21 protein-coding genes are annotated in these 22,685 nt (G+C 56.9%); 18 read left to right on the top strand and 3 right to left on the bottom strand.

The features are described 5' to 3' along the window. Positions 1–20: 20 nt before the first annotated feature. From ACLI1M_RS06715 to ACLI1M_RS06705, 3 genes are read left to right on the top strand one after another with little or no spacing between them, the layout of a single operon-like run. Entirely contained in the window at positions 21–965 is a 945-nt protein-coding gene (locus ACLI1M_RS06715) for a phosphatidylinositol mannoside acyltransferase (RefSeq protein WP_200287397.1), read from the top strand. After that, positions 965–2,068 (top strand): glycosyltransferase family 4 protein, encoded by a 1,104-nt coding sequence (locus tag ACLI1M_RS06710; protein ID WP_200287399.1) that lies wholly within the window; start codon positions 965–967, stop codon positions 2,066–2,068. Before ACLI1M_RS06715 ends, ACLI1M_RS06710 begins: the two co-directional genes overlap by 1 nt. Next, entirely contained in the window at positions 2,068–2,529 is a 462-nt protein-coding gene (locus ACLI1M_RS06705; protein ID WP_086587568.1) for a hypothetical protein, read from the top strand. The genes ACLI1M_RS06710 and ACLI1M_RS06705 overlap by 1 nt, the downstream gene beginning before the upstream one ends. Positions 2,530–2,543: 14 nt before the next feature. On the opposite strand, the gene ACLI1M_RS06700 is transcribed toward ACLI1M_RS06705, so the two are convergent. Continuing rightward, complete coding sequence (locus tag ACLI1M_RS06700) at positions 2,544–3,710, bottom strand: DUF2029 domain-containing protein (RefSeq protein ID WP_234288094.1); 1,167 nt, start codon at positions 3,708–3,710, stop codon at positions 2,544–2,546. Between the two features lie 329 nt (positions 3,711–4,039). Between ACLI1M_RS06700 and ACLI1M_RS06695 the strand changes: the two genes are divergently transcribed. The 13 genes from ACLI1M_RS06695 to ACLI1M_RS06635 all read left to right on the top strand — a co-directional run bounded on the left by ACLI1M_RS06695 (position 4,040) and on the right by ACLI1M_RS06635 (position 19,630). Further along, entirely contained in the window at positions 4,040–4,912 is an 873-nt protein-coding gene (locus ACLI1M_RS06695) for an acyl-CoA thioesterase (protein ID WP_200287402.1), read from the top strand. Positions 4,913–5,005: 93 nt separating this feature from the next. After that, complete coding sequence (locus ACLI1M_RS06690; RefSeq protein ID WP_023021430.1) at positions 5,006–5,761, top strand: YebC/PmpR family DNA-binding transcriptional regulator; 756 nt, start codon at positions 5,006–5,008, stop codon at positions 5,759–5,761. A gap of 188 nt (positions 5,762–5,949) precedes the next feature. Then, positions 5,950–6,516, top strand: a complete 567-nt coding sequence (ruvC, locus tag ACLI1M_RS06685; RefSeq protein WP_200287404.1) for a crossover junction endodeoxyribonuclease RuvC — start codon at positions 5,950–5,952, stop codon at positions 6,514–6,516. Positions 6,517–6,549: 33 nt separating this feature from the next. Further along, positions 6,550–7,167 carry a Holliday junction branch migration protein RuvA gene (gene ruvA / locus ACLI1M_RS06680; RefSeq protein ID WP_411706479.1) on the top strand — a complete coding sequence of 206 codons (618 nt, stop codon included), beginning with the start codon at positions 6,550–6,552 and terminating at the stop codon, positions 7,165–7,167. A 25-nt stretch (positions 7,168–7,192) separates the two neighbouring features. After that, positions 7,193–8,272 (top strand): Holliday junction branch migration DNA helicase RuvB, encoded by a 1,080-nt coding sequence (gene ruvB, locus ACLI1M_RS06675; RefSeq protein ID WP_259824625.1) that lies wholly within the window; start codon positions 7,193–7,195, stop codon positions 8,270–8,272. 73 nt (positions 8,273–8,345) lie between these two features. Then, positions 8,346–8,708 (top strand): preprotein translocase subunit YajC, encoded by a 363-nt coding sequence (yajC, locus tag ACLI1M_RS06670; RefSeq protein ID WP_248098549.1) that lies wholly within the window; start codon positions 8,346–8,348, stop codon positions 8,706–8,708. 238 nt (positions 8,709–8,946) lie between these two features. Further along, positions 8,947–10,839, top strand: coding sequence for a protein translocase subunit SecD (secD, locus tag ACLI1M_RS06665; RefSeq protein WP_051138332.1), 1,893 nt, complete (start codon positions 8,947–8,949; stop codon positions 10,837–10,839). A 2-nt stretch (positions 10,840–10,841) separates the two neighbouring features. Continuing rightward, the gene (gene secF / locus ACLI1M_RS06660) at positions 10,842–12,002 is read left to right on the top strand and encodes a protein translocase subunit SecF (protein WP_200287413.1); all 1,161 of its coding nucleotides are present in this window, start codon (positions 10,842–10,844) and stop codon (positions 12,000–12,002) included. Between the two features lie 53 nt (positions 12,003–12,055). Beyond that, positions 12,056–13,723, top strand: a complete 1,668-nt coding sequence (locus tag ACLI1M_RS06655) for an ABC transporter substrate-binding protein (RefSeq protein ID WP_200287415.1) — start codon at positions 12,056–12,058, stop codon at positions 13,721–13,723. Positions 13,724–13,777: 54 nt separating this feature from the next. Then, the gene (locus ACLI1M_RS06650; RefSeq protein WP_023021438.1) at positions 13,778–14,323 is read left to right on the top strand and encodes an adenine phosphoribosyltransferase; all 546 of its coding nucleotides are present in this window, start codon (positions 13,778–13,780) and stop codon (positions 14,321–14,323) included. An 87-nt stretch (positions 14,324–14,410) separates the two neighbouring features. After that, on the top strand, positions 14,411–16,699 hold the full coding sequence (locus ACLI1M_RS06645) for a RelA/SpoT family protein (protein ID WP_156900699.1): 2,289 nt from the start codon (positions 14,411–14,413) through the stop codon (positions 16,697–16,699). 188 nt (positions 16,700–16,887) lie between these two features. Further along, positions 16,888–18,960: a bifunctional metallophosphatase/5'-nucleotidase gene (locus tag ACLI1M_RS06640; RefSeq protein WP_023021440.1), complete on the top strand. Its 2,073-nt coding sequence runs from the start codon at positions 16,888–16,890 to the stop codon at positions 18,958–18,960. A gap of 97 nt (positions 18,961–19,057) precedes the next feature. Next, positions 19,058–19,630: a DUF421 domain-containing protein gene (locus ACLI1M_RS06635; protein ID WP_023021441.1), complete on the top strand. Its 573-nt coding sequence runs from the start codon at positions 19,058–19,060 to the stop codon at positions 19,628–19,630. A gap of 126 nt (positions 19,631–19,756) precedes the next feature. Here ACLI1M_RS06635 and ACLI1M_RS06630 read toward each other — a convergent pair whose 3' ends face one another. Together ACLI1M_RS06630 and ACLI1M_RS06625 are read right to left on the bottom strand one after the other, a co-directional pair. Beyond that, positions 19,757–20,107, bottom strand: a complete 351-nt coding sequence (locus tag ACLI1M_RS06630) for a hypothetical protein (protein WP_023021442.1) — start codon at positions 20,105–20,107, stop codon at positions 19,757–19,759. A 353-nt stretch (positions 20,108–20,460) separates the two neighbouring features. Beyond that, positions 20,461–21,321: a peptidylprolyl isomerase gene (locus tag ACLI1M_RS06625; protein WP_200287421.1), complete on the bottom strand. Its 861-nt coding sequence runs from the start codon at positions 21,319–21,321 to the stop codon at positions 20,461–20,463. 142 nt (positions 21,322–21,463) lie between these two features. Between ACLI1M_RS06625 and tpx the strand changes: the two genes are divergently transcribed. Together tpx and ACLI1M_RS06615 are read left to right on the top strand one after the other, a co-directional pair. Next, positions 21,464–21,961: a thiol peroxidase gene (gene tpx, locus ACLI1M_RS06620; RefSeq protein ID WP_200287423.1), complete on the top strand. Its 498-nt coding sequence runs from the start codon at positions 21,464–21,466 to the stop codon at positions 21,959–21,961. 84 nt (positions 21,962–22,045) lie between these two features. After that, complete coding sequence (locus ACLI1M_RS06615; RefSeq protein WP_316349263.1) at positions 22,046–22,681, top strand: MBL fold metallo-hydrolase; 636 nt, start codon at positions 22,046–22,048, stop codon at positions 22,679–22,681. Positions 22,682–22,685 lie beyond the last annotated feature (4 nt).

Genomic DNA, 22,685 nt, shown 5'->3' with positions numbered 1-22,685 from the left:
AACCAGGAGGTTTTAACACCATGTGGGATAAAGAAGACCTCTCCGCGGCGGGCTACCTCGCGGGGTGGAAGGTGGTGCGTCGGCTGCCTGAGCCCATTGCGCGCACGCTGTTTCGGTGGGGCGCAGATTTTGCCAGCAGCAATGGCCGCGGAATGGAAGGCTTGCGCCGCAACCTTGCCCGCGTGGTGGGGCCAGAAAACGTTACCCGCGCGCTGGTACGCGATTCCGTTCGCTCCTATATGCGCTATTGGATGGAGGCCTTCCGCCTGCCGGCTATCCACGGCGATGCCAGCCTGCACGAGCGCTTACTCAGCGGCTTGGAAGGTCTCGAGCATTTTGATGCTTCCGCTCAATCCGGACGCGGCACTATTTTGGCCCTCCCACATTCGGGTAATTGGGACATGGCGGGTGTCTTCCTCGTGGGCCACTATGGCCAGTTCACCACTGTCGCAGAGCGCTTGAAGCCCGCAGTGCTTTTCGACGCCTTTGTGGACTACCGCGAAACCCTCGGTTTTGAGGTCCTTCCCCTCACCGGGGGCGAAGCCTCGCCTTTTGCTCGCCTCAAAGAAGTATTAGAAGCTGGCGGCGTGGTGTGCCTGCTGGCCGAGCGTGACCTGACTCGAAGTGGTGTGAGCGTAGATTTCATGGGGGAGGAGGCCAATATGGCCGCCGGACCCGCCCGCCTTGCGCTGGAGACTGGTGCCGCCCTCCATGTGGTGCACTCATGGTTTAAGGGAGAGGGCTGGGGCCTATCGGTGTCTCCGGAACTTGAGGTAACAAACGTACAAGAGACTACGCAACGCATGGCCGATGGCTTCGCTGCCAATATTCGCCGGCATCCGGAGGATTGGCATATGCTGCAGCCGCAGTGGAATGTCGATATTGAGAGGCGTCGGCAAGCGCGCGCCGCGCACAAGGCCCGTGATAGCCGCCACGCTGGTGCACGGCAGGAAGGCGAGAAATAATGCGGATCGGCATCGTGTGCCCCTACTCCTTTGATGAACCGGGCGGAGTTCAAGCCCATATCCTTGATCTAGCCACTGTATATATAGAGCAAGGGCACTATGTTCAAGTCATCGGCCCCGCTTCTGACTCCACGCCGCTGCCTGATTTTGTGGTCAAGGGAGGCCCGGCTTTTCCCATTGCTTATAACGGTTCGGTGGCCCGCCTGTCCGTCGGACCTCAGGTAACGCGCAAGGTCAAACGCTTTATCAAAGATGGCGACTTTGATGTTTTGCACATCCATGAGCCCAATTCCCCGAGCTTTTCCATGACCGCGCTGGCCGTAGCGCAGGGACCGTTGGTGGCCACGTATCACGCCTCCGCGTCGAGCTCGCTGGTCTTGACCCTTGCCAAGCCTTTCCTCGCGCCTTTTTTGGAAAAGATCCGCGGCGGTATCGCGGTTTCAGATATGGCGCGCCGCTGGCAGGTGGAGCAATTGGGCGGAGACCCAGTCCTCATTCCCAACGGCGTGGATACATCGGTATACGCGCAGGCACGGCGCCGCAGCCCAGCCAAGGCCCCCGGAGATCCTTTAGAAGTAGTCTTCTTAGGCAGGCTCGACGAGCCGCGCAAGGGGCTGGATATCCTGCTTCGTGCGCTCCGCCAGATAGACCACCCCCTCCGCGTTACCATCATGGGTGGCGGCCGTGCTCGCGAGGTAGAAGGCGTAGATTTTGTCGGCCGAGTCAGCGATGCCGAAAAGGCCGAGATCCTCGGCCGCGCCGATGTATACGTGGCCCCAAATACTGGGGGCGAAAGTTTCGGCATTGTGTTAGTAGAGGCCATGGCGGCCGGCGCGGCAGTAGTTGCTTCTGACCTTGAAGCCTTCCGCGCGGTGTGCAACGCCGATTCTGATGAGCCTGCCGGCGCACTCTTCCGCAATGAGGATAGTGAAGATCTGGCGCGCGTCTTAAGTGAGGTGCTTGATGATGCCGAGTACCGGGTTCGGCTGACACGCAATGGTGTCGAGCGTGCCAGCACGTATGACTGGGACCATGTGGCAGCAGCTGTTATGCAGGTCTATGAAACCGTCCAGGACGGAACCAAGGTGAGGGTGAAGCGCTAATGGCCATTGAAATTGCGCTAGTCCTCTTTCTGCTCATCATCGTGGGGTCCTGGGCGCTTTTTACCGCTCAGCGGCTCAACTCACTGCACATTCGCACCGATGCCTCGCTGGCACAGCTACAGGCGGCCCTAGACCGCAGGGCAGCGGTCACAGCGGCAGTGGCACCGGGCCTGGCGGCCCTGGCCCAAAGAGCCGAATCCACCGAGCTTTACCAAGGCCACTTCGAACCGCGCACGCTGGCCGAGCGGGAGCTTTCTGCCGCCATTGTGCGGGAGTTTCCCGCAGAGCGCCGCCCCGCTGCGCTTGCCGACGCCGAAGGGCGTATCCAGCTCGCCCACCGCTTTTATAACGAAGCGGTCAGCGATACTCGTGCTTTGCGTCTGCGCCCTGCGGTGCGGCTTTTCCATCTGGGCGGCACCGCAAAGCTGCCGGAATACTTTGACTACATGCTGGCTGAGTAGCCTGCTGAGCGGTTTTATGACCGAAGCGAGTGCCGGCCGCCTCGGCGGCGTAAAACCGGCTGTGCCAGGGCGCTTGGCGCGTGTGGCTGGTGAATTCCTGCGCGTTCCAGTTTTCCAGCCAGCGCCACCTCGAGCGCAAACCATATAAGCCCAATGATGGCCATAACCACGATGAGAATATTGCGGGCCACCAAGAGATACACGGGGAACATATTCTCGCCCACGTAATGCCAGATGTAGTCGTAGTTAAACGGATAGACCAAAGTACCCAGCGCAGCGGCGATAATGGCGCAGACCGCTAGCAGGCGCTGGACTACCCGCAAGGTAGTAAACCCTTGTGGAAGTCGCTGGCGGATCACCACTGCAAGCAGCGGGCCGAGCCAGACGATGTATTGCGGGGAGAAAACCTTATTGGTCGCGATAAGGAGCAAGACCATAACGCTAAAGAACGCCATGGTGGTGCGCGTGGTCCATCCGCCGGCACACAGCCGGTAGAGCGCCCATCCCACCGCAAACACCAGCATGATAATGATGGCTATGGTGCTCCACCTGATGGCGGTATCCACGCCGGGCCCGGAGATCTCAAAGCTCTTGGAAGCGGCGTAGCCCAAATCCCAGCGGCCGGGGTGGCGATGCGCTTGCAGCAACAGGAAGGTCGCCGGGATGGACTCCAACTGGAGTCCGCGCACGCCCTGGTAGTTTAAAGGTGAAAGTAAGCGTTCGGTGCCACAGGTGGCAACCGTTATGGCGCAGACTGCAATGATGGTGCAGAAGAAGACGAGCAGGCGTTGCCAGGTCGCAGACCTATTGAAGCGGCCCACTAAGCCTGCGGCGAGCACTCCGGGCCAAAGCTTCATGGTGGTGGCAAAGCCCAGTAACGCCGAGGCAATAAGGGGATGGGTAGCCAGAAGGGCGGCTGCTCCGGCGACGGCTAGGGAGGGGAAAATATCGAGGCGCCACACAAAGGCATGGCCTGCCGCGGTGCCGAAGAAAACCCAGAACCACGCGGCCCAAAAAGCGCGCGGTTGGGTGGGATGGTGGCGCAGCAGCAGGGCTAAAAACGCGGCGTCGACAAGCAGCGTCATGATGGTAAAGCCGATATAGAAAGCGGTGATATTTTCACCGGTGAGCCACCCCAAAAGCACCGTAGGCCACGTGCCTGCATGAGGGTACTCGGTCATTTGAGTTGGGTCGTCGCCGTAGATACCCGCAAAATAATATGCGACATCGCCCCTGGGACTGTGGTCAATCTTGAGTAGATATACAAGGCACAGGCGGGCGATAACCCACCCAATCCAAACTGCAGGAACAGAAGCGAGGCGTTTCACCCAAAAGACTTTATTCAAAGAGCGCTCACTTCGGTGGCGGACATAGTTTCTTCTAGAAAATTCTTCCACTTATGCCAAAAAATGGGGGAGAGATAATGAGAAAAGGAATCGGCGGCTCGGCCTTTTAGTAGTGTGGACGACAATTGCTAGCGGTAGTGATTTAGGACATTGGGAGTGTGGAGATGGCGGCCATCCGCGAGATTTTGGACATAGAGAAAACGGGAGCGGACGATGTCTTTAGTGGCCCGGCGGTGGAGTCGCGGATTGAGCGTACCTTCGGCGGACATATTGCTGGCCAAGCAGTGGCCGCGGCCCAACGCACCGTTTCCGGGAAAGAGGTTCACTCCCTGCACGGCTATTTTGTGGGGCCTGGTGACGCGAGCCGGCCGATTGAGTTGCGGGTCGAGCGCATTCGGGACGGCAGATCCTTTGCCAACCGGCAGGTACGCGCCTACCAAGGGGGCACGCTACTTTTCTCTGCCATGGCGAGCTTCCATCGCGATGGGGACTGCGGACCGCAGCACCAAGATCCCATGCCGGAGGTACCTGGGCCCGAAGAAACAGCTCGTTCCGGTGGCGGTGCGCCTTACTCCACCCGCATCATCCTCAAAGAGTGGGAGGAATGGGATATCCGCTTGGTACCAGAGGAAGGCCGAGACCCTGTGGCAGCGGAACGCACCGGTGCAGGATTTCGTCATATCTGGTTTCGCAATACCGTTGAGCTTCCGCAGGATCCGGCTTTCCACCGCGCCGCGCTGACCTACATGTCGGATATGACTCTCATCCGCTCCGCGCTCCTTCCGCATCAAGGAGAGAAAGTGCAGTTGGCCAGCCTCGACCATGCCATTTGGTTCCTGCGTCCTATTCGCGTGGATGAATGGCTCTTATATGAGCAAGTATCACCCTCAGCATTTCAAGGAACGGCAATTGCGCGCGGCAAGCTCTTTACGGAGGAGGGCGAATTGGTGGCTTTGGTCAATCAAGAGGGCCTCACGCGCTTCTTGGATGAAAAGCTGGGCAGCGGCTCCGCCCATGGCAATTGGCACAACGTGTAAATATGCCCCGCTTATAAGGGGGTCGCTTTCACGCATTCATGCAGCACACGTATAATTGCCACCAGTTTCAGCACCCGATTAGAAAGGGACTACATGTCAGGCCACTCGAAATGGGCAACTACCAAGCATAAAAAGGCTGCCAACGATGCAAAGCGTGGCAAGGAATTTGCCAAGCTGATCAAGAATATCGAAGTGGCGGCCCGCACCGGCGGTGGTGACCCAGCGGCTAACCCAACCCTTGATGACATGATCAAGAAGGCCAAGAAGGCCTCCGTCCCCAATGACAATATTGAGCGTGCTCGCAAGCGTGGATCCGGTGAGGAAGCCGGCGGCGCCGACTGGGAAACCATCATGTACGAAGGCTATGGCCCCAACGGCGTGGCCATGCTCATTGAGTGCCTTACGGATAACCGCAACCGTGCGGCGACCGACGTGCGTACCGCTATGTCTAAAAACGGCGGCAACTTGGGCGAATCCGGCTCCGTGGCCTATATGTTCACCCGTACCGGCTACGTCCTAATAGAAAAGGGCGAGCTGACGGAAGACGATGTTTTGATGGCCGTGCTAGAAGCTGGCGCGGAAGAGGTAAAGGACCAGGGCGAGAAGTTCGAAATCGTCTGCGCTCCGACGGATGTGCAGGCCGTTAAGGACGCGCTCAAGGAAGCCGATATTGAGGTCGATGACTCTGATAATGACTTCCGCGCTTCTGTTGAGGTGCCGCTTGATGCCAACGATGCCAAGAAGATTTTCCGCCTCATTGATGCTTTGGAAGACTCCGATGACGTGCAAAACGTCTACACCAACATGGACCTGTCCGATGAGGTACTAGCCGAGTTGAACGAGGGTTAATCACCTCTTCGCCGCAATAGCGGCGGCTATGTAGCGCCGGGAGCGCTCCGCGAGAATTGCTCGCCGGAGGCGCTGCCGGCGCTTCGCTATGGTGGGGTGGACTGCTACGTTTGTAGAACACCTGTGTGTAGTCCATAATGGGGGCAGTAGGCGGTGCGATAAGGCGCTGACATGACAATGGGGGAGAGATGAACCTAGAAGGAATGCGCGTGATGGGGATTGACCCGGGCTTGACGCGTTGCGGACTTTCCGTGGTTCAAGCTGGTCGCGGCCGAGCAATCCTCCCGGTTTCTGTAGGCGTGGTTCGTACCCCTAGCGATAAAGACTTAACGGAGCGCCTCCTGCGTCTTTCAGTGGCAGCGAAAGAATGGATGGATGACTATACGCCGGATGTGGTAGCGATCGAGCGAGTCTTCGAACGCGGCCAGGTCTCCACGGTCATGCAAACTGCCCACGTGGTAGGGGTGTTGGTGCTGGCTGCAGCTGAGCGCGATATTCCGGTGTATATGTACACCCCATCCGAGGTGAAAAAGGCAATCTCTGGAAATGGACGCGCCGATAAAAAGCAGATGACCACTATGATCACCCGTATTCTGGGGTTGACGGAGCCGCCCAAGCCTGCCGACGCCGCCGATGCACTCGCCTTGGCGGTGTGTCATTGCTGGCGCGCCCCTGCCATTGCGCGGATGGACCAGAATGGTCTTGGGCTTGGAGCCAAGACAAGTGGCGTGCGCGGACAAGCTAAGAAGCGGTAGAGAAATTTACTGAGAGAAAAGGATAGGAAGCCAATGATTGCTGCACTGCGTGGAGAGGTAATCCATATTGGGCTCGACCATGGGGTCATCGATTGTGCAGGTGTGGGATACAAGTTCTTGGCCGCCCCAAAAACGCTGGGCACTTTGCGCCGCGGGGAAGCAGCTACGGTTCTCACCAACTTGGTGGTCAAGGAAGACTCCCTGACTCTTTATGGCTTTAGCGCTGATGAGGACCGCGAGATGTTCCAAGTTCTGCAATCCGTGTCGGGGCTCGGACCAAAGCTTGCCTTGGCGGCGCTTTCGGTCATGGGCGCTGGGGAGCTCGCTGCAGCGATTGGTGCGGAAGACGTGAAGGCGCTGCAATCTATCCCGGGCGTCGGCAAGCGTATGGCTCAGCGCTTAGCATTGGAGCTGAAAGATAAGGTGGCTGCCTTTGCGCCAAGCGAGCCCTCTACTGCAGGTGCCAGCGATACCGCCGTCGCGCCAGCCGGCGGGGCCGTGGTAGAAAGCGTGACGGAAGCGCTCATTGGTCTTGGGTTTACTGATAAGGGAGCGCGGCCTGTGGTGGAAGCGGCATACGCGGAGAACCCTGATGCCGATACGTCTTCCCTCTTGCGTGCGGCTCTAGCGCAGCTGGGCAAGAAAAAGTAACGGCAGGTAGGAAGGCTGAACAATCATGTCCGATATTGAGCGCACCGAATTTAACCTCCCCGACGGCGTCGACGCGGCGCATTCCTCGCAGCGCAATAGCGACGTCGAAGCGACCGCACACTCCGAGGAACATGATATTGAGCGGTCATTGCGCCCGAAGTCGCTAGATGAGTTTATAGGCCAGCCCAAGGTGCGCGAGCAGCTTTCCTTGGTGCTCAAAGGCGCTAAGAATCGTGGAGTTACGCCGGACCACGTTCTGCTCTCTGGCCCGCCTGGCCTGGGTAAGACCACCATGGCGATGATTATTTCCCAGGAGTTGGGGACCTCGCTGCGTATGACTTCCGGGCCTGCCTTAGAGCGCGCCGGCGATTTGGCCGCCATGCTTTCAAATCTGATGGAAGGCGACGTGCTTTTCATCGATGAGATCCACCGCATTGCCCGGCCAGCAGAAGAAATGCTGTATATGGCGATGGAAGATTTCCGTATTGACGTCATCGTAGGCAAGGGGCCTGGTGCTACCTCCATTCCGCTGGAAATCCCGCCTTTTACCCTGGTAGGGGCTACAACCCGCGCCGGCATGCTTACTGGCCCCCTGCGTGATCGATTCGGCTTTACTGCGCAAATGGAGTACTACGACACGGCTGACTTAACTCAGGTGATTAAGCGTGCGGCGCACATCTTAGACGTAGATATTGACCATGATGCAGCGGTAGAAATTGGTTCTCGTTCGCGTGGCACCCCGCGTATTGCTAACCGTCTGTTGCGCCGCGTTCGCGACTATGCCGAGGTCAACGGCTCGGGTCTGATTGATCTTAGTGCGGCCCAGGGGGCGCTCGAGGTCTTCGACGTGGATGAAATGGGCCTCGATCGCTTGGACCGGGCGGTACTCGATGCCTTAATTAAGGGGCACGGCGGCGGACCGGTCGGCGTGAGCACCCTTGCCATTGCGGTGGGCGAGGAGCCCTCGACGGTGGAGGAGGTGTGTGAGCCCTACCTGGTGCGTGCGGGAATGATTGCGCGGACAGGACGCGGCCGCGTAGCTACCGCCGCCGCGTGGCGGCACTTGGGGCTAACTCCTCCTGAGGGGGCAGCCGGCCTGTTTTAATTCCAGGCGCCAGCCTGCTTGGTCAAGCACTCTGGGTTTTTGTGTTCACTTCCGTCTGGCACACTAGGGAGCTATGGAAATCATCATTCTCATCATTATTGGCATCCTGTTCGTCATCCCCTCCTTCATGGCCATGCGAAAGCAGCGCCAGCGCCAAAATGATATGCAGGCCCTACAAAATTCCCTCAAGCCGGGCGATTCCATCGTTACCGCGGGCGGTGTACACGGCGTGGTGCGTAACACCAGTGACAAGGATGTGGATCTAGAAATTGCCCCAGGAGTGGTGGTTACTTTTGACAAGATGGCCGTGATTCGCACCGAGCAGGAGGCCAATAAGCTCGAGCGCCCTGCGGCTGCTGGGGAAGCACAAGGCGATACGGAAGATAACCTGCCTGATGAGAATGTCCCTCCGTTCGGCGGCGAGGGGAAGAACTAACCCCGTCTTTCCTGAGAACTATCTTAACGTTTGCTAGGTGGGTGGGAACTTTATGGAGCGTAGAACCCATCACACTTTGGGCCTTATCTGGCCCTCGTTAAGGAAAAATCCGTCTCATGACGTACGATTGTGCGTTGTTGACGTGCCTGCGCCATTCGGTCGGGCCGTATTTATTGTCTAAGCACCCTGTTATAAGCAGCACAGGAGATTATCGTTGTCCGCATCACCCCGTCGCGCTATGAAAAATAGCCAACGCCAATGGCCGAAGCGCGCTATCGCGTTATTCGTCCTCATTGTGGTTGTTATCTATGCGCTTATCTTTCTTACTGGTAGCCGTCAAAGCACGCCGAAGCTCGGCATTGACCTGCAGGGCGGTACTCGCGTAACGCTTGCTCCGCAAGGCGAGGAACCCACTCAGGACCAGCTCAAACAAGCACGCACCATCTTGGAACAGCGTGTCAATGGTATGGGCGTTTCTGGCTCTGAGGTTGTCATTAACGGCAATACCCTGGTTATTACCGTGCCAGGAGAGGACGCTTCCCAAGCACAGGCCGTAGGTAAGACCTCGCAGCTCTTCTTCCGCCCAGTGGCTAAGCCATCCATGCCGGATATGGGCAAGCTCAATAAGGAGCTAGAAGACATGGCCAACCGCTGGGTAAAGTATGGCGTGCTAAGCGCAGACGAAGCGAACAAGCAGATGGATCAAGGCGTCAAGGCCATCTCTGCGCAGGAAGCGCAGATGACCGGACAGAAGCCAAAGGAGAAGAAGGCTCCAAAGGTCAGCGCTAAGCCCCTGGATGAGCCAAGCAACTCCATTGAGCAGTCGAAGCGCCGTGATGAAATCACGGAGATGTTGCTCAAGGACCGCCAGTCCGAGGATCCGACGACCCAAGCCGCAGCTTCGATGCTGATGACCTGTCAGGGCGATACCGATCCGCTGGCTGGCGCGGACGATCCGGCTAAGCCATTTGTTACCTGTGATTATTCCAAGGGCAACCCGTACGTCCTCGAGCCCGCGCCACTTCTTAACGGCATCAAGGATGAAAATGGCACCCGCCTAACCGGCAATGAGATCAATACCAATGGTCCTATCGAAGGCGGTATGAACAACAAAACCGGCCAAATGGAGATCAACTTCTCTTTCAAGACCGGAGATGGACCAAACGGTTCCCAGACGTGGGCGGACCTCACCAAGGAACACCTCAACGACCAAGTCGCCATTACCCTTGACTCCGCAGTTATCTCTGCACCGGTGATCCAGGGCGCAACTCCAGTTGGGTCCGCAACCTCTATTACTGGTGATTTCAGCCAGGAGGAAGCACAGAACCTGGCCAATAACTTGAAGTATGGCGCACTGCCGCTGTCCTTCGCCGGTGAAAATGGCGAGCCGGGCGGTACCATTGAGTCCATTCCGCCGACACTGGGTAAGGCCGCCCTGCAGGCCGGCCTAATCGCGGGCCTAGTCGGCTTGGTACTCGTGATGGCTTATTCGCTGTATTACTTCCGCGCACTGGCCGGCGTCTCCCTCGTCTTCCTCATTTCTTCTGGCCTGTTGACCTATGGTGCCTTGGTGCTGCTGGGTCGTTGGATCGGCTACTCACTGGATCTCTCCGGTATTGCCGGTCTGGTCATCGGTGTGGGTGCAACGGCTGACTCCTTCGTGGTCTACTACGAACGCATCAAGGATGAGCTGCTAGAGGGACGCACTTTCCGCTCCGCTACGCAAAAGGCGTGGGAGCGTGCTCGTGCGACCATCGTGACCGGTAACGCGGTGACCCTCATCGGCTCCGTAGTGGTCTACTTCCTCGCCATCGGTGAGGTTAAGGGCTTCGCCTTTACCATGGGCCTGACCACGGTCTTCGACCTTGTCGTATCCTTCTTGGTTATGGCACCACTGATGCAGTTGGTGGGCCGCCGTCCAGCTGCAGCCAAGCCTTCGATGAACGGCCTTGGCGGTATCTACGCCTTGGTGGAAGAGCGTCGTGAACGCGGCTATTTCGGCTCGGGGCATCGCAAAGCAGGCTCCACTAAAACCTCCGCAACCAAGGAGGCAGCCACCACAGAAACGGCAGCACATACTGCCGCAGGAACCGCACGTCCCGTTGATGCTGCGGAAGATGAGGAGAAATAAGCATGGCTGTTTCGACTAAGCACAAGATTTCCCGAATGGACCGCCTCTACGAGGATGAGCGCGGTTATGACTTCATTGGCCGCACCAAGCTGTGGTACGGCATCACCGCCGCGCTGATCGTGGCGGCCGTGGCCGCAATCCTAATTCGCGGCTTCAGCCTCTCGATTGACTTCGAAGGCGGCACTACGCTGTCCATGCCGGCAGGGGACCTTAAGGAAGAAGAAGTAGGACGCGTCTTTGAAGATTCCACCGGCGTAGAACCCGAGCAGGTACATATCGTAGGCTCCGGCAACTCCGAGACCTTGGAGATTGTCTCCGAACGCCTCAGCCAAGAAGAGGTGAATGCGGCTCGTACCGCTATCTACGAGGACTTTAAGCCGAAGGATGAAGAAGGTAAGGCCACCCCGGATGCCATCGGTTCGTCCACGGTATCTGAGTCTTGGGGTTCTGCCATTACCCAGCGCATGCTTATCGCCATGCTGGTCTTCTTGGTAGCTGCCACCGTTTATGTGGCCATTCGCTTGCAGAAGAACATGGCTTTTGCCGCTATCATCGCCCTGATTGCAGACGGCGTGATTATTGCCGGCATTTATGCGCTCTTCGGATTCCAGGTTTCCCCTGCTGTCATTATCGGTCTGCTTACCGTCCTGACCTTCTCCATGTATGACTCGGTCATCGTCTTTGACAAGATCAACGAGAACACGGAAGGCCTGGAGGGACAGCGCAAGAAGACCTTTGCTGAGCTGACGAACCTGGCGATTAACCAGACGGTCATGCGCTCGATTTCTACCTCGGTGATTTCTGCGCTGCCGATTATCGCGCTCTTCGTGGTGGCCGTGTGGCTCATGGGCATTGGTACCCTGCGCGATTTGGCACTCATCCAGCTCATCGGTGTGGTTGAGGGTATTTTCTCCTCCATCTTCTTCGCTACGCCATTGGTTGTCACCTTCGCCAATATGTCCAAGAAGACTAAGCGCCACAATAAGCGAGTAGCGGACTACCGTGCTGGTAAGGATGAGAAGGGTGCTGCAGAAGATGACGCACCCGCAGCGGGGCGCACCGTGGTTTCGCCAGTAAGTGCTCAGTCCACCCCGGCTGGCAATGAGGCCGAATCGGCGGAATCCACCGGACACCCTGGCGCAACGTGGCGGCCAGGCAGGTAACTTCCGGTAGTAAAATTCAGGCGGATCGCTAGCTGAAGTGAGGGCACATAACCATGCTTAAGGAAAAGAGCAGTTCTGGAGGACGTCATAGGGGGAGGCGGGCCCTTGCTTCATGCGTATCCGCACTCGCCCTGGCTGCATCTGCCTGCAGCGGGCAGGGTGGCGAGGATGAGTCTTCGGCTGCGCCCCAGGAACCAGAATCCTATGGATACTTTGGGTACCAGGTAAATTCCCGTCTGGCCACTACCAACGCAGGCACCTCCTTTGGTTCTGCCAGCTCCGCCGGACTGTTATCCACGCGCCTATATCCTGGCCTTTTCGTACCTGGTCCCGCGGGCGAATTGATCCCCAATGCAGACCTAGTAGAAACGGAAGAGCTCCCGCCCGCTGAGGGCAGCGACCAGCGCAGCGTCCAGCTGACCTTGGCCGAGGATGCCGTCTTTTCCGATGGCACTCCCGTGACCTGTGATGATTACTATTTGACTTACGTTGCCGGCACCCATCCGGCTGAATTCGCCTCCCATATGCCGCTGATGAATGACATTGCGAATTTCAGCTGCGAACCCCACAGCAAATCGTTTACGTTGACCTTTAATAAGGATCAGGGGCAGCGCTGGCGCCATATGTTTGGCGCCGGAACGGTCATGCCCGCCCATGCGCTGGCAGAAAAGGCTGGGTTGAGCCTTGAGGAGCTTAATGCGGCGCTGGCAGCCGAAGATATGCAAGCGCTAGATCCAGTTGCTCAGGCATGGCGGTATGGCTTTTCCGTGGCAAAGGATCAACTCGATCCAAAACTGCAAGTGTCTTTTGGCCCCTATGTCATCGACAAGATAGGCGATGAGGGCGAGGTTATCCTCAAAGCGAACGAAAAATACTTTGGGGATGCGCCAGCCGAGGACCACGTTGTGGTGTGGCCAGCGGATGCTGACGCGCACAAGCTGGTAGATAAGGGGGCACTGCGCGTGGTCGACGCCGCCAATGCAACCCCTGACTGGCTTGACCGGAATCAAAGTGAGTCAGGGGAGGACTCCTATGAAGCTACCCCAATGGTAGGCGAGCTAACGGATACGCTGACGCTGTCTGAGGCTGGGGTATTCGCCGAGCCGTGGGCGCGCGAGAGCTTCGCTGCGTGCGTCGATCAGCAGGCGGTGGCTCAGGCAAGCTCCGCGGCCTCTGGCGTAGAGGTGCCACCGGCTTATGTGCGCACCGTTTCCGTCACCAACCCGGTTGCCGGCGGCCTCGACAAAGTGGGTAAGGAGCACCAGGGTACCGATCTGGCGCAGGCGGGGAATCTGAATGGAACGACCATCAAGGTCGGCTACTTAGGACCGGATAAGCGTTACGCAGCTATGGTGGAACAGCTCCGTGCATCCTGTGAGCCGGCCGGAATCACCATCGAGGATGCGTCTGCGGAGTTTATGTCTCAGCACTACCTGGAAATGGATCCAGAAACCTGGGCACCTACCGTCGACGCTTTCCTTGGACCGGTAGATCCTCAGACGGAGTACTCCGCGGTCGAAGCTAGTATGAAAAACTCTGCGGAGCTTAAGAAGACAGAAGAAGCTTTGTGGAAGGATATTCCGTCCATTCCGCTCTCCGCGCAGCCGCGTGTCTTCCTCGTCCGCCGCGACGTGGAAGGTGTCCTGCCGTACACTGGCGTCTCGGGCATCGGTTGGAATATGGATCGCTGGCGTAGCACCGCTCCAACCGAAAAGAAGTAGGACCCGCAACAGCGGCCGTTAACGACCTCTCGCAATTATTTCTCAAGGAAGATTATGAGTTCGCACTACGAATCAGCAGCACAGGCTCTCAAGGATAAGGTTCGCCTCGTTCAAGACTTCCCAGAGGAGGGTATCCTCTTCGAAGATCTCACCCCAGTTTTGGCAGACCCAGAGGCTTTTCGCACCGTCGTAGACGGCTTAGCGGCCGCCTGCGAGGAACTGGGCGCGGAAATGATCGGTGGCCTAGATGCCCGTGGCTTCCTCCTCGGCTCGGCCGTGGCCTACAAGATGGGCCTGGGTATCCTAGCCATCCGCAAGAAGGGCAAGCTTCCTCCTCCGGTATACACCGAGGAATACGAGCTGGAATACGGCTCGGCGGCGCTGGAGATTCCGGCCAGCGGCGTCGACATCAAGGGCAAGCGCGTAGTGCTTGTCGACGACGTCCTAGCCACCGGTGGCACCCTCCATGGTGCGAAACTTCTGCTCGAGTCCGCGGGTGCCGAGGTTGCCGGCAACGTCGTTGTGCTGGAAGTCAAAGGCCTCAATGGGCGTGAGCGTTTATCCGGCCCGCCGCTCATTGTGCTAAATGCCACAGACTAAGATGAAGTGTCTAAGCTAGATCCCACGATCTAGACGAATATGAGGCCAATATGGCCCGTGGCACTGTGAAGGGCGGTAGAAATGGCCATGGATAAACCCGTAAAGCGCCAGACCGGCGGCGGTATGCGTAGCATGTCGGCTCGCCTTGCCCGTTCGCTCACAGGCGGCCGAGTCAGGGTGAATCCGGTGCTGGACCCGCTGATGTCCATCCACCGCAAGTTTCACCCTAAGGCCGACTCAGACCTGCTCAATCGTGCTTATAACACCGCCGAGCGTCTGCATGAAGGGGTTTTCCGCAAATCTGGAGAACCTTATATCACCCACCCACTTGCCGTTGCTACGATCGCTGCGGAAATTGGTATGGACACCACCACCATCGTGGCAGCGCTCTTGCACGATACGGTGGAGGATACGGACTACTCCTTAGACGACCTCACCAGGGATTTCGGCCCCGAGGTGGCCCGGCTGGTTGACGGTGTGACGAAGTTGGATAAGGTGGCGCTGGGCTCGGCCGCAGAGGCGGAAACCATCCGCAAGATGATCGTAGCCATGGCCACTGACCCGCGCGTCTTGGTCATTAAGGTAAGCGACCGCCTGCACAATATGCGTACGATGCGGTTCCTCCCGCCCGAAAAGCAGGCCAAAAAGGCGCGCCAAACCCTCGAGGTTATCGCTCCATTAGCTCACCGCTTAGGCATGGCCAGTGTGAAGTGGGAGCTGGAGGACCTATCCTTTGCCATCCTGTACCCCAAAAAGTACGACGAGATTGTGCGCATGGTGGCAGACCGCGCCCCCTCGCGTGACCGCGCGCTCAAAGAGATCATTAGCCAAGTTAGTGCGGCATTGAAGGAAAACGGCATTGAAGCTGAGGTTATGGGCCGGCCAAAGCACTACTGGTCCATCTACCAAAAGATGATCGTACGTGGCCGCGACTTTGCAGAGATTTTTGACCTAGTGGGTATCCGCATCCTAGTAGAGGATGTCAATAGCTGTTATGCCGCAATTGGCGTGGTTCACTCGATCTACCAAGCTCTGCCCGGGCGCTTTAAGGACTATATTTCTTCGCCGCGATTTGGTGTCTATCAATCGCTGCACACCACAGTGCTAGGCGATGGTGGTGCCACGCTGGAGGTCCAGGTACGCACCCACGAGATGCACTACAATGCCGAATTCGGCGTGGCCGCTCACTGGCGCTACAAGGAAACCAAGGGCAAAAACTCGGGCCACCAAGAAGAAGTGGACCAGATGGCGTGGATGCGCCAACTTCTGGACTGGCAGAAGGAAGCAGCTGACCCTAATGAGTTCCTAGACTCCTTGCGCTATGACCTTACCGCTAAGCAAATCTTTGCCTTTACCCCTAAGGGTGACGTAGTAAATCTGCCCGCAGGTTCTACTCCGGTGGACTTTGCCTATGCAGTACATACCGAAGTGGGGCATAGGTGTATCGGTGCCAAGGTCAATGGCAAGCTGGTAGCACTGGAATCGAAGCTAAAATCCGGTGACAAGGTTGAGATCTTTACTTCTAAAGACCCTAACGCAGGCCCGTCCCGTGATTGGCAGGACTTTCTGGTATCTGCACGCGCTAAGACCAAGGTACGGCAGTGGTTTGCCAAAGAGCGCCGCGAAGAACATTTGGAGGCAGGGCGAGATGCCCTAGCCACTGAGGTCCAGCGAGGCGGCCTGCCGATGCACCGCCTGTTTACCGCCAGATCTATGAAGCAGGTGGCGGAGCAGCTGCACCACGCTGATGTCGATTCGCTGTATACCGCCATCGGCGCGGGCCAAGTATCTGCGCAACATGTTGCCAATCAATTGGTTGCCATGTTTGGGGACCAGGACGATGCAATTGACACTTTGGCCTCGCGCACGCCGCTGTCTGAGATTGAAAATTCCCGTGCCCAGCACACCGAGGACTCCGCATCGGGCACCGGCATCTTGGTGGAGGGCAGCCCTGATGTAATGGCCAAGCTCGCCAAATGCTGCCAGCCTGTACCAGGCGATACCATCTTTGGTTTCGTAACCCGAGGCGGCGGAGTATCAGTGCACCGAGCCGACTGCACCAACGCGGAAAAGCTCAAAGCAGAACCCGAGCGCATGCTAGAGGTGGCCTGGTCTTCTGGGACCTCCGCTACCGGTGCTTTCTCTGCGACGTTGCAATTGGAAGCCCTTGACCGGCAAGGCCTTCTTTCAGAGCTCACCCGCGTTATGAGTGATGAGAACATCAACGTTTTGACTATGAACTCCAACCGGGGAGATGACCACATTGCGACGGTTAGGTTTACGTTCTCGGTGTCAGACACCAAGCAGCTGGGCACGTTAATGACGACCTTGCGCAATACGGAAGGCGTCTTCGACGTTTACCGAGTAACTGCTTAGCGCGCTTTCTCCTTACCCTCAAGGAGGGGCGGGGCAAGCAACGCGAAGGCTTCGGGCTGGTTACCAGTGTATGAATTTTCGGCTTCTGCCAGGTAAATCCCCAGCAAGCGAGCTTAGTTTCTCCTGCCAAGTTGTTAGTAAAGCGATATAAATTATCCTGTTGCTTTCTACAATCTAGGAGTATTTCAATGCAGTTTCGCCGCATCGGCCAACTTGTGGCCGCCACTACCGTATCCGCTGTAGCTCTCTCCGGCGCGCAGGCGGTCGCACAAGAAAACAAGACCACCATCTCTGTCACCAATATCACCGATATTCACGGTCACTTGGAGGACAAGATCGGCGACCCAGCAAAGGCCGGCGATGAAATTGGCGTGGCTCGTTTGCAGTCCCTAATCAAGCAGGTGAATGAAGGTCAGGAATTCAACCTGACTTCTTCGGGCGATAACGTAGGCGGCTCTGCCTTTGTATCTGCAATTTCTGATGACAAGTACACCCTTGAGGCTCTCAATCAGATGGGCATGAAGGTATCCGCAGTGGGCAACCACGAGTTTGATAAGGGCACCGAGGATCTAACCGAGCGCATTCAGCCGAACTCCACGTATCCCATCTTGGGTGCCAACGTGCTGAAAGACGGCAAGCCCTTGCTTAAGCCTTCTCACGTTGAAGACGTGGACGGCGTCAAGGTGGGCTATGTCGGAACCGTGACGGAAAATACCAAGTACAAGGTATCTGCGGCCAAGATCCCGGGCGTTACCTTCACGGATCCAGTAAAGGCAACCAATGAAGAGGCCGCCCGGCTAAAGGAGTCCGGCGAAGCGGACGTTGTTGTCGCCCTTTTCCACGAGGATGCCCAAGAATATGCCGAGGGCTTCAGTAAAGACGTAGACGTGCTTTTCGGCGGCGATACTCACCAGCGCACCAAGGGCGAAGTCCCGCGCGAAGGTGCACTCCCGTTGCAATGGGCGCAGGGGCATGAGTATGGCAAGTTGCTTAACGACGTCGACATTACCTTTGACAAGTCCGCCAAGAAGGTAACCGACATCAAACTCAGCCAGTACGATGCTACCGACGCTACCGCTGTCGAGCCGGACGCTGGCATTGCAGCTGTGGTGGAAAAGGCACAAAAGGAAGCCGAGGTAGAAGGCTCCAAGACTGCAGGAAACGTCAAGCAGGACCTGTTCCGTGGCTCTGACAAAGGCGCAGAGGCAGGCTCCAACCGTGGCGTAGAATCCACCCTCAATAACTTCATCGCAGATGGCCAACGCTATGCCATGAGCAAGCAGGTAGGTAAGGATATCGAGATCGGTGTCATGAACGCCGGTGGTGTGCGTGCTGACCTGAAGGGTGGCGACGTTACCTACAAGGACATCTTTGAGGTGCAGCCGTTTGGTAACTCCGTGATTACCGCAAAGATTTCCGGCGAGGAGTTCATCAATGCTTTGGAAAACCAGTGGCAGGAAGGCAGCCGTCCGCGCTTGGCCATGGGGCTTTCCAATAATGTGCAGGTGGTCTACGACCAGAAGGCCAATAAGGGTGAGCGGGTAAAGTCCGTGACCATCAACGGCGAACAGATTGACCCGAAGAAGGATTATTCCATCGCGTTGTCGTCCTTCCTTGCTTCTAGTGACGAAGAAGCCGGCGGCGATGGCTATTTCAACGCTGGTTCCATCAAGGACAAAAACGATGTGGGCTACATGGACACTCAGGCCATGATTGACTACATCAAGTCGGGTGAATCTGAGGTCCGCACCGGACAAGGTCAAATCGGTGCCCACGTTGAAGGTGAGGTGAAGCCGGGTAAGGAAATTACCGTCAATCTGTCTAGCCTTAATTACTCCACCGAGGGTGAGCCGATTGCCAAGAAGGCAACCGTGAAGTTGGGTGACGCTGAGCAGACCGTCGACATCGACAACGCTGCCCAGGAAGGCGATGCGCAATTTGGCGAGCGCGGACGTGCAACGGTAAAGCTCACCGTTCCAGAAAACCTCAGCGGCAAGCAAAACCTCGAAATCACCACTGACGCCGGCACAAAGGCAACTCTGCCTATCGAGGTAAGCGGCGAGGGCTCCCAGGAGCCGGGTGCTAAGCCCGAGCCGAAGGGTTCCTCCTTGTCCTCTAACGGTTCTTCCATGGGCAGCGCAGTATTTGCCATTGTTGCGGCGCTGGTAGCTGGTGTTGCGGTTGTGGGTATGAACCCGCAGATTCTTCCTGCCCCAGCGCGCAAGATGATTGAGGACCTGCGCAAGCAATTCCACCTCTAAGCCATCACGGCGCTAGGCGGAGCGGTTCTTCCTGAACGGGGGAGTATCGCTCCGCCTTTTCTGTATGCCGTGCAGCAGCCAGGTAACCTAATCAACCGTGGATACTCTAGACCTCTTCCTGCGCGAAATTACCTATCAACTAGGCATTGAATGGCACCGTATCCCAGTTGTCGTATTGGCCACTTTGGGCATCTACCTATCCTTCATGGTCTTAGTGAAGATTTTTGGCTCCCGGGTCCTTACTTCCATGACGGCCTCAGATGCCATCATCATCATTATGTTTGGCGCGGTTGCAGGCCGTGTCATTGTGGGTAATCCACCGACCCTGGCCGCCGGCGTAATCGGTTTGACTACTCTGATGGCTCTAGAGGCCGCGTTCGGTACTATCCGCAAAGTGGTGAAGTGGACTCGCTTTCTTGACCGGCGCCCAGTTCTCCTAGTATTTCGCGGGAAAATGGTTGAGGATAACTTGACCCTGGCACATATTACTAAGTCAGATATCTATTCTGCTGCCCGCAAGGCAGGCATTAGCCGCATGCAGGACGTACAGATTATGATCCTGGAGCCCACGGGTCATATCTCTGTCATCAGGGTCGGTCAAACAATCGATCCAGAGCTTTTCAAAGACCTCGTAGGGTCCGAGTACATTGAAGACGCCAAAGAGTCCTAGAAGCATTCCTAAGACTCGAAAGCACTAGCGTCGAGCAGTTCTTCCGATTGCTCAAAAGCCTACAAAAAAGCCGCTGCATTCCCATTTGGAATGCAGCGGCTTAAGAATCGCTATGAAGCGGTGACCTTACTTGTTGCCGAAAGGCAGGTCGAGGTACTTATTTGCGAAGGCGAACAGGGTGCCCAGAGCGCCGATGACGGCGGTAACAACGCCGATCCAAGCCTTGATGTCTTCTGCCTTCTCCTTGGAAGTGCGGGTGTCTTCCTTCTTCTTGGAGTCGTCAGCGTTGGAGTTGGACTCGCCGTCCTTTTCAGAAGCGTAGTTGTTGCCGTCGGAGGACATACCTTCGAAAGTGTTGGTGATGCGGGAGGACAGTTCGTTGGTGGTGTCCTCAGCGTTTGCAACGGTGGTGCCTGCGAAAGCGACGGACAGAGCGGTTGCGCCGGCAACGAGTGCCTTGCGGGAGAAAAGCTTCATGTTTGATTCCTAACAAGCTTGGTGCGTTCAAAGACGTTTCAAATACTAGACAGGCTGACAGGCTTCCGCAACAGTATTGGCAGGTCTCTGTTTACTCGCTGAAATATCTGAAAGTCTGCTGTGTGCTGCAAGTTTACTCTTGTGGCTAGTGTGAACTAGGGGAATTTTAGAGGCTTAGTGTTTCTGCAGCTAAGGGCTCATATTCAGGCTCAGGTTAAATTAAGGAAAGTAAAAGCCCCGGCGCGTCCGTACGTTGTGAAAGTGACGAATGCGCGGGGCTTAACCCTTGCCCCCGTTAGGGGGTGTGCGGTGGTGGCAGGGGGAGGCGTCGCCAAGCAGGGCTTTTAAAGCGCCTAGGCCTTGACGGTTGCCTTCTTGATCTTGACTTCCTTTGCTGGCTTGCCGTCTGGCTGGCCGCCTTCGACACCGTTCTTGGCAATCTTGTCCATCGTCTTCATACCTTCATCGGTAATGGTGGCGAAGTAGGTGTAGTTCGGGGTCAACTCAGAATCGTCATAGTTGAGGAAGAACTGAGAACCATTGGTGTCTGGACCGCTATTTGCCATGGCGACGGAGCCGCGCGGGTAGATAACGGGGTTCTGGGCATCCTTCTCATCCACCTCGTCGGTGGGGTACTCATCAGCGAAGCTGAAGCCAGGGCCGCCGGAACCGGAACCGGTCGGATCGCCACACTGCAAGACGTTGAGACCACCCGAGGTCATACGGTGGCAAACGGTGTTGTCGTAGTAGCCAGACTTTGCCAACTCAGAAATTGCGTTGGTGGCACACGGCGCCTTGGCACGATCCATCTCCATCTCAATGGTGCCCTGAGAAGTCTCAAAGGAAACGGTAACGGTGCCCTTGGTGGAAATATCCTTTCCATTCGGCTTAGTCGCACCATTGGAATCTTGACCGGTGTCCTCGTACTTACAGGTCACGGTATCCGGCAGAGCCTTTGCACGCTTATCTGCAACGGGCTGTGCCTGTGGGGTTTGCTGCGAGGTCTCAGCTGCGGAGGACTCCTCAGCCTGTACCTTCTCATCGTCGCCTTCGCGGGTCGACAAGTAGTAAATACCGCCTACCAGGGCGAGGATTACTACGAGGGACGCGAAGACAACGCCCAGCGGGCGTGTCTTTTGCTTGCGTTCGCGGGATTTTAGCTCGCGCTCGAGCTTGCTCAGCGCCTCTTCGCCGCGCTTTTTATTATTTGGCACCGGGAGTCAACCTTTCTAGCGATTTTCGGTGGCATGATTCAACCTGACCGAGTTTAGCGGTTCCATACTTCGAAGAAAGCGTGGGCACGTAAATCGGGCTAGTCAATGGCTATTGAGCCAAGTCATAAGTACTCTGGTTTCTATGGTTGAACCAGATTTTATCGACCCGCCAACACCCACCGTTGGTGAACTTCCCGCAGTGGGAGACCCGCTGCCCGAATTCGAACTCATCGGTACGGACCTGAGTCAGATTAACAATGAGACTTTCGCGGGCACGCGCCTTATTATCTCCATCTTTCCCTCTATCGAAACCCCTTCCTGCCAGGAGCAACTGCGCCGTTTCCATGAGCAGGTTGCGCAGCTAGATAACACTAAGCTTCTTTGCGTTTCTCGTGACTTGCCTTTTACCCTCAAGCGTTTTTGCGCTGCGGAAGGCATTGCTGATGTCATCGCCGCCTCCGCATTTCGATCGGATTTTGGAGAGAAGTTCGGCGTGACCGTACGCGATTCCGTATTGGAAGGCCTCCTTGCCCGCTCCGTGGTCGTGGCCGATGAAAATCACCGGGTGATGCACACACAAATGGTTCCAGGTGTTGTCACCCAGCTTGACTACGAGAAGGTGTGGGATGTTTTGAGCTAGGCCTCACGGCGTTGCTGGTCGAGGTTCATCTACGAAGACGGGGCCGGACGGCTCTTTATTATCTGGGCAGCTAGGGTGGTGGGTATGGAAATTTTCGGTTTTACTGCCGGTCCCTTTCAGACCAATACCTATGTGATTGCGGAGGGCCGTCGCGCCTTTATCGTCGATCCCGGCATGGATGCGATGGAAAAAGTCCTAGAGCATGACTTGGACTATGAGGCTATCGTGCTTACCCACGGCCACATTGACCACACCCGCGACGCCGGATCCCTTGCCGAAAAGCTCGATATCCCTGTTTATATCCACCCCGCTGACAAGTTTATGCTCGCCCGCGGCGAAGGTGTTTCGCCCCAGGCACAGGAGCTTTTCGACGCCGCCCATATGACCCCCATCAACGACGTGCGCGAGCTACAAGACGGAGCAACCCTAGAACTCCTCGGCCACACCTTCAGCTTGAAGCACGCACCCGGGCATTCTCCGGGATGCACCATGATCGTCGCTGAGGACTTTGCCTTAACTGGTGATGTGCTCTTTGCCGGTGCCATTGGTCGCACCGACCTACCTCACTCGGATCCCAAAGCCATGCAGAAGTCCCTCGCGGGACCAGTATGGAGTTTGGCGGATAACCTCGACATTCTGCCCGGCCATGGTCCCACCACAACCATGCGTAAGGAGAGGGCGACCAATCCCTTCTTCGCTACATTGAGGGAGGTACTGTAATACC

This window comes from Corynebacterium sp. LaCa54 (genome assembly GCF_046717495.1).
Taxonomy (GTDB): domain Bacteria; phylum Actinomycetota; class Actinomycetes; order Mycobacteriales; family Mycobacteriaceae; genus Corynebacterium; species Corynebacterium kefirresidentii.
The sequence above is the reverse complement of the archived record's forward strand: the minus strand, read 5'-3'. Positions and strand labels throughout refer to the sequence as shown.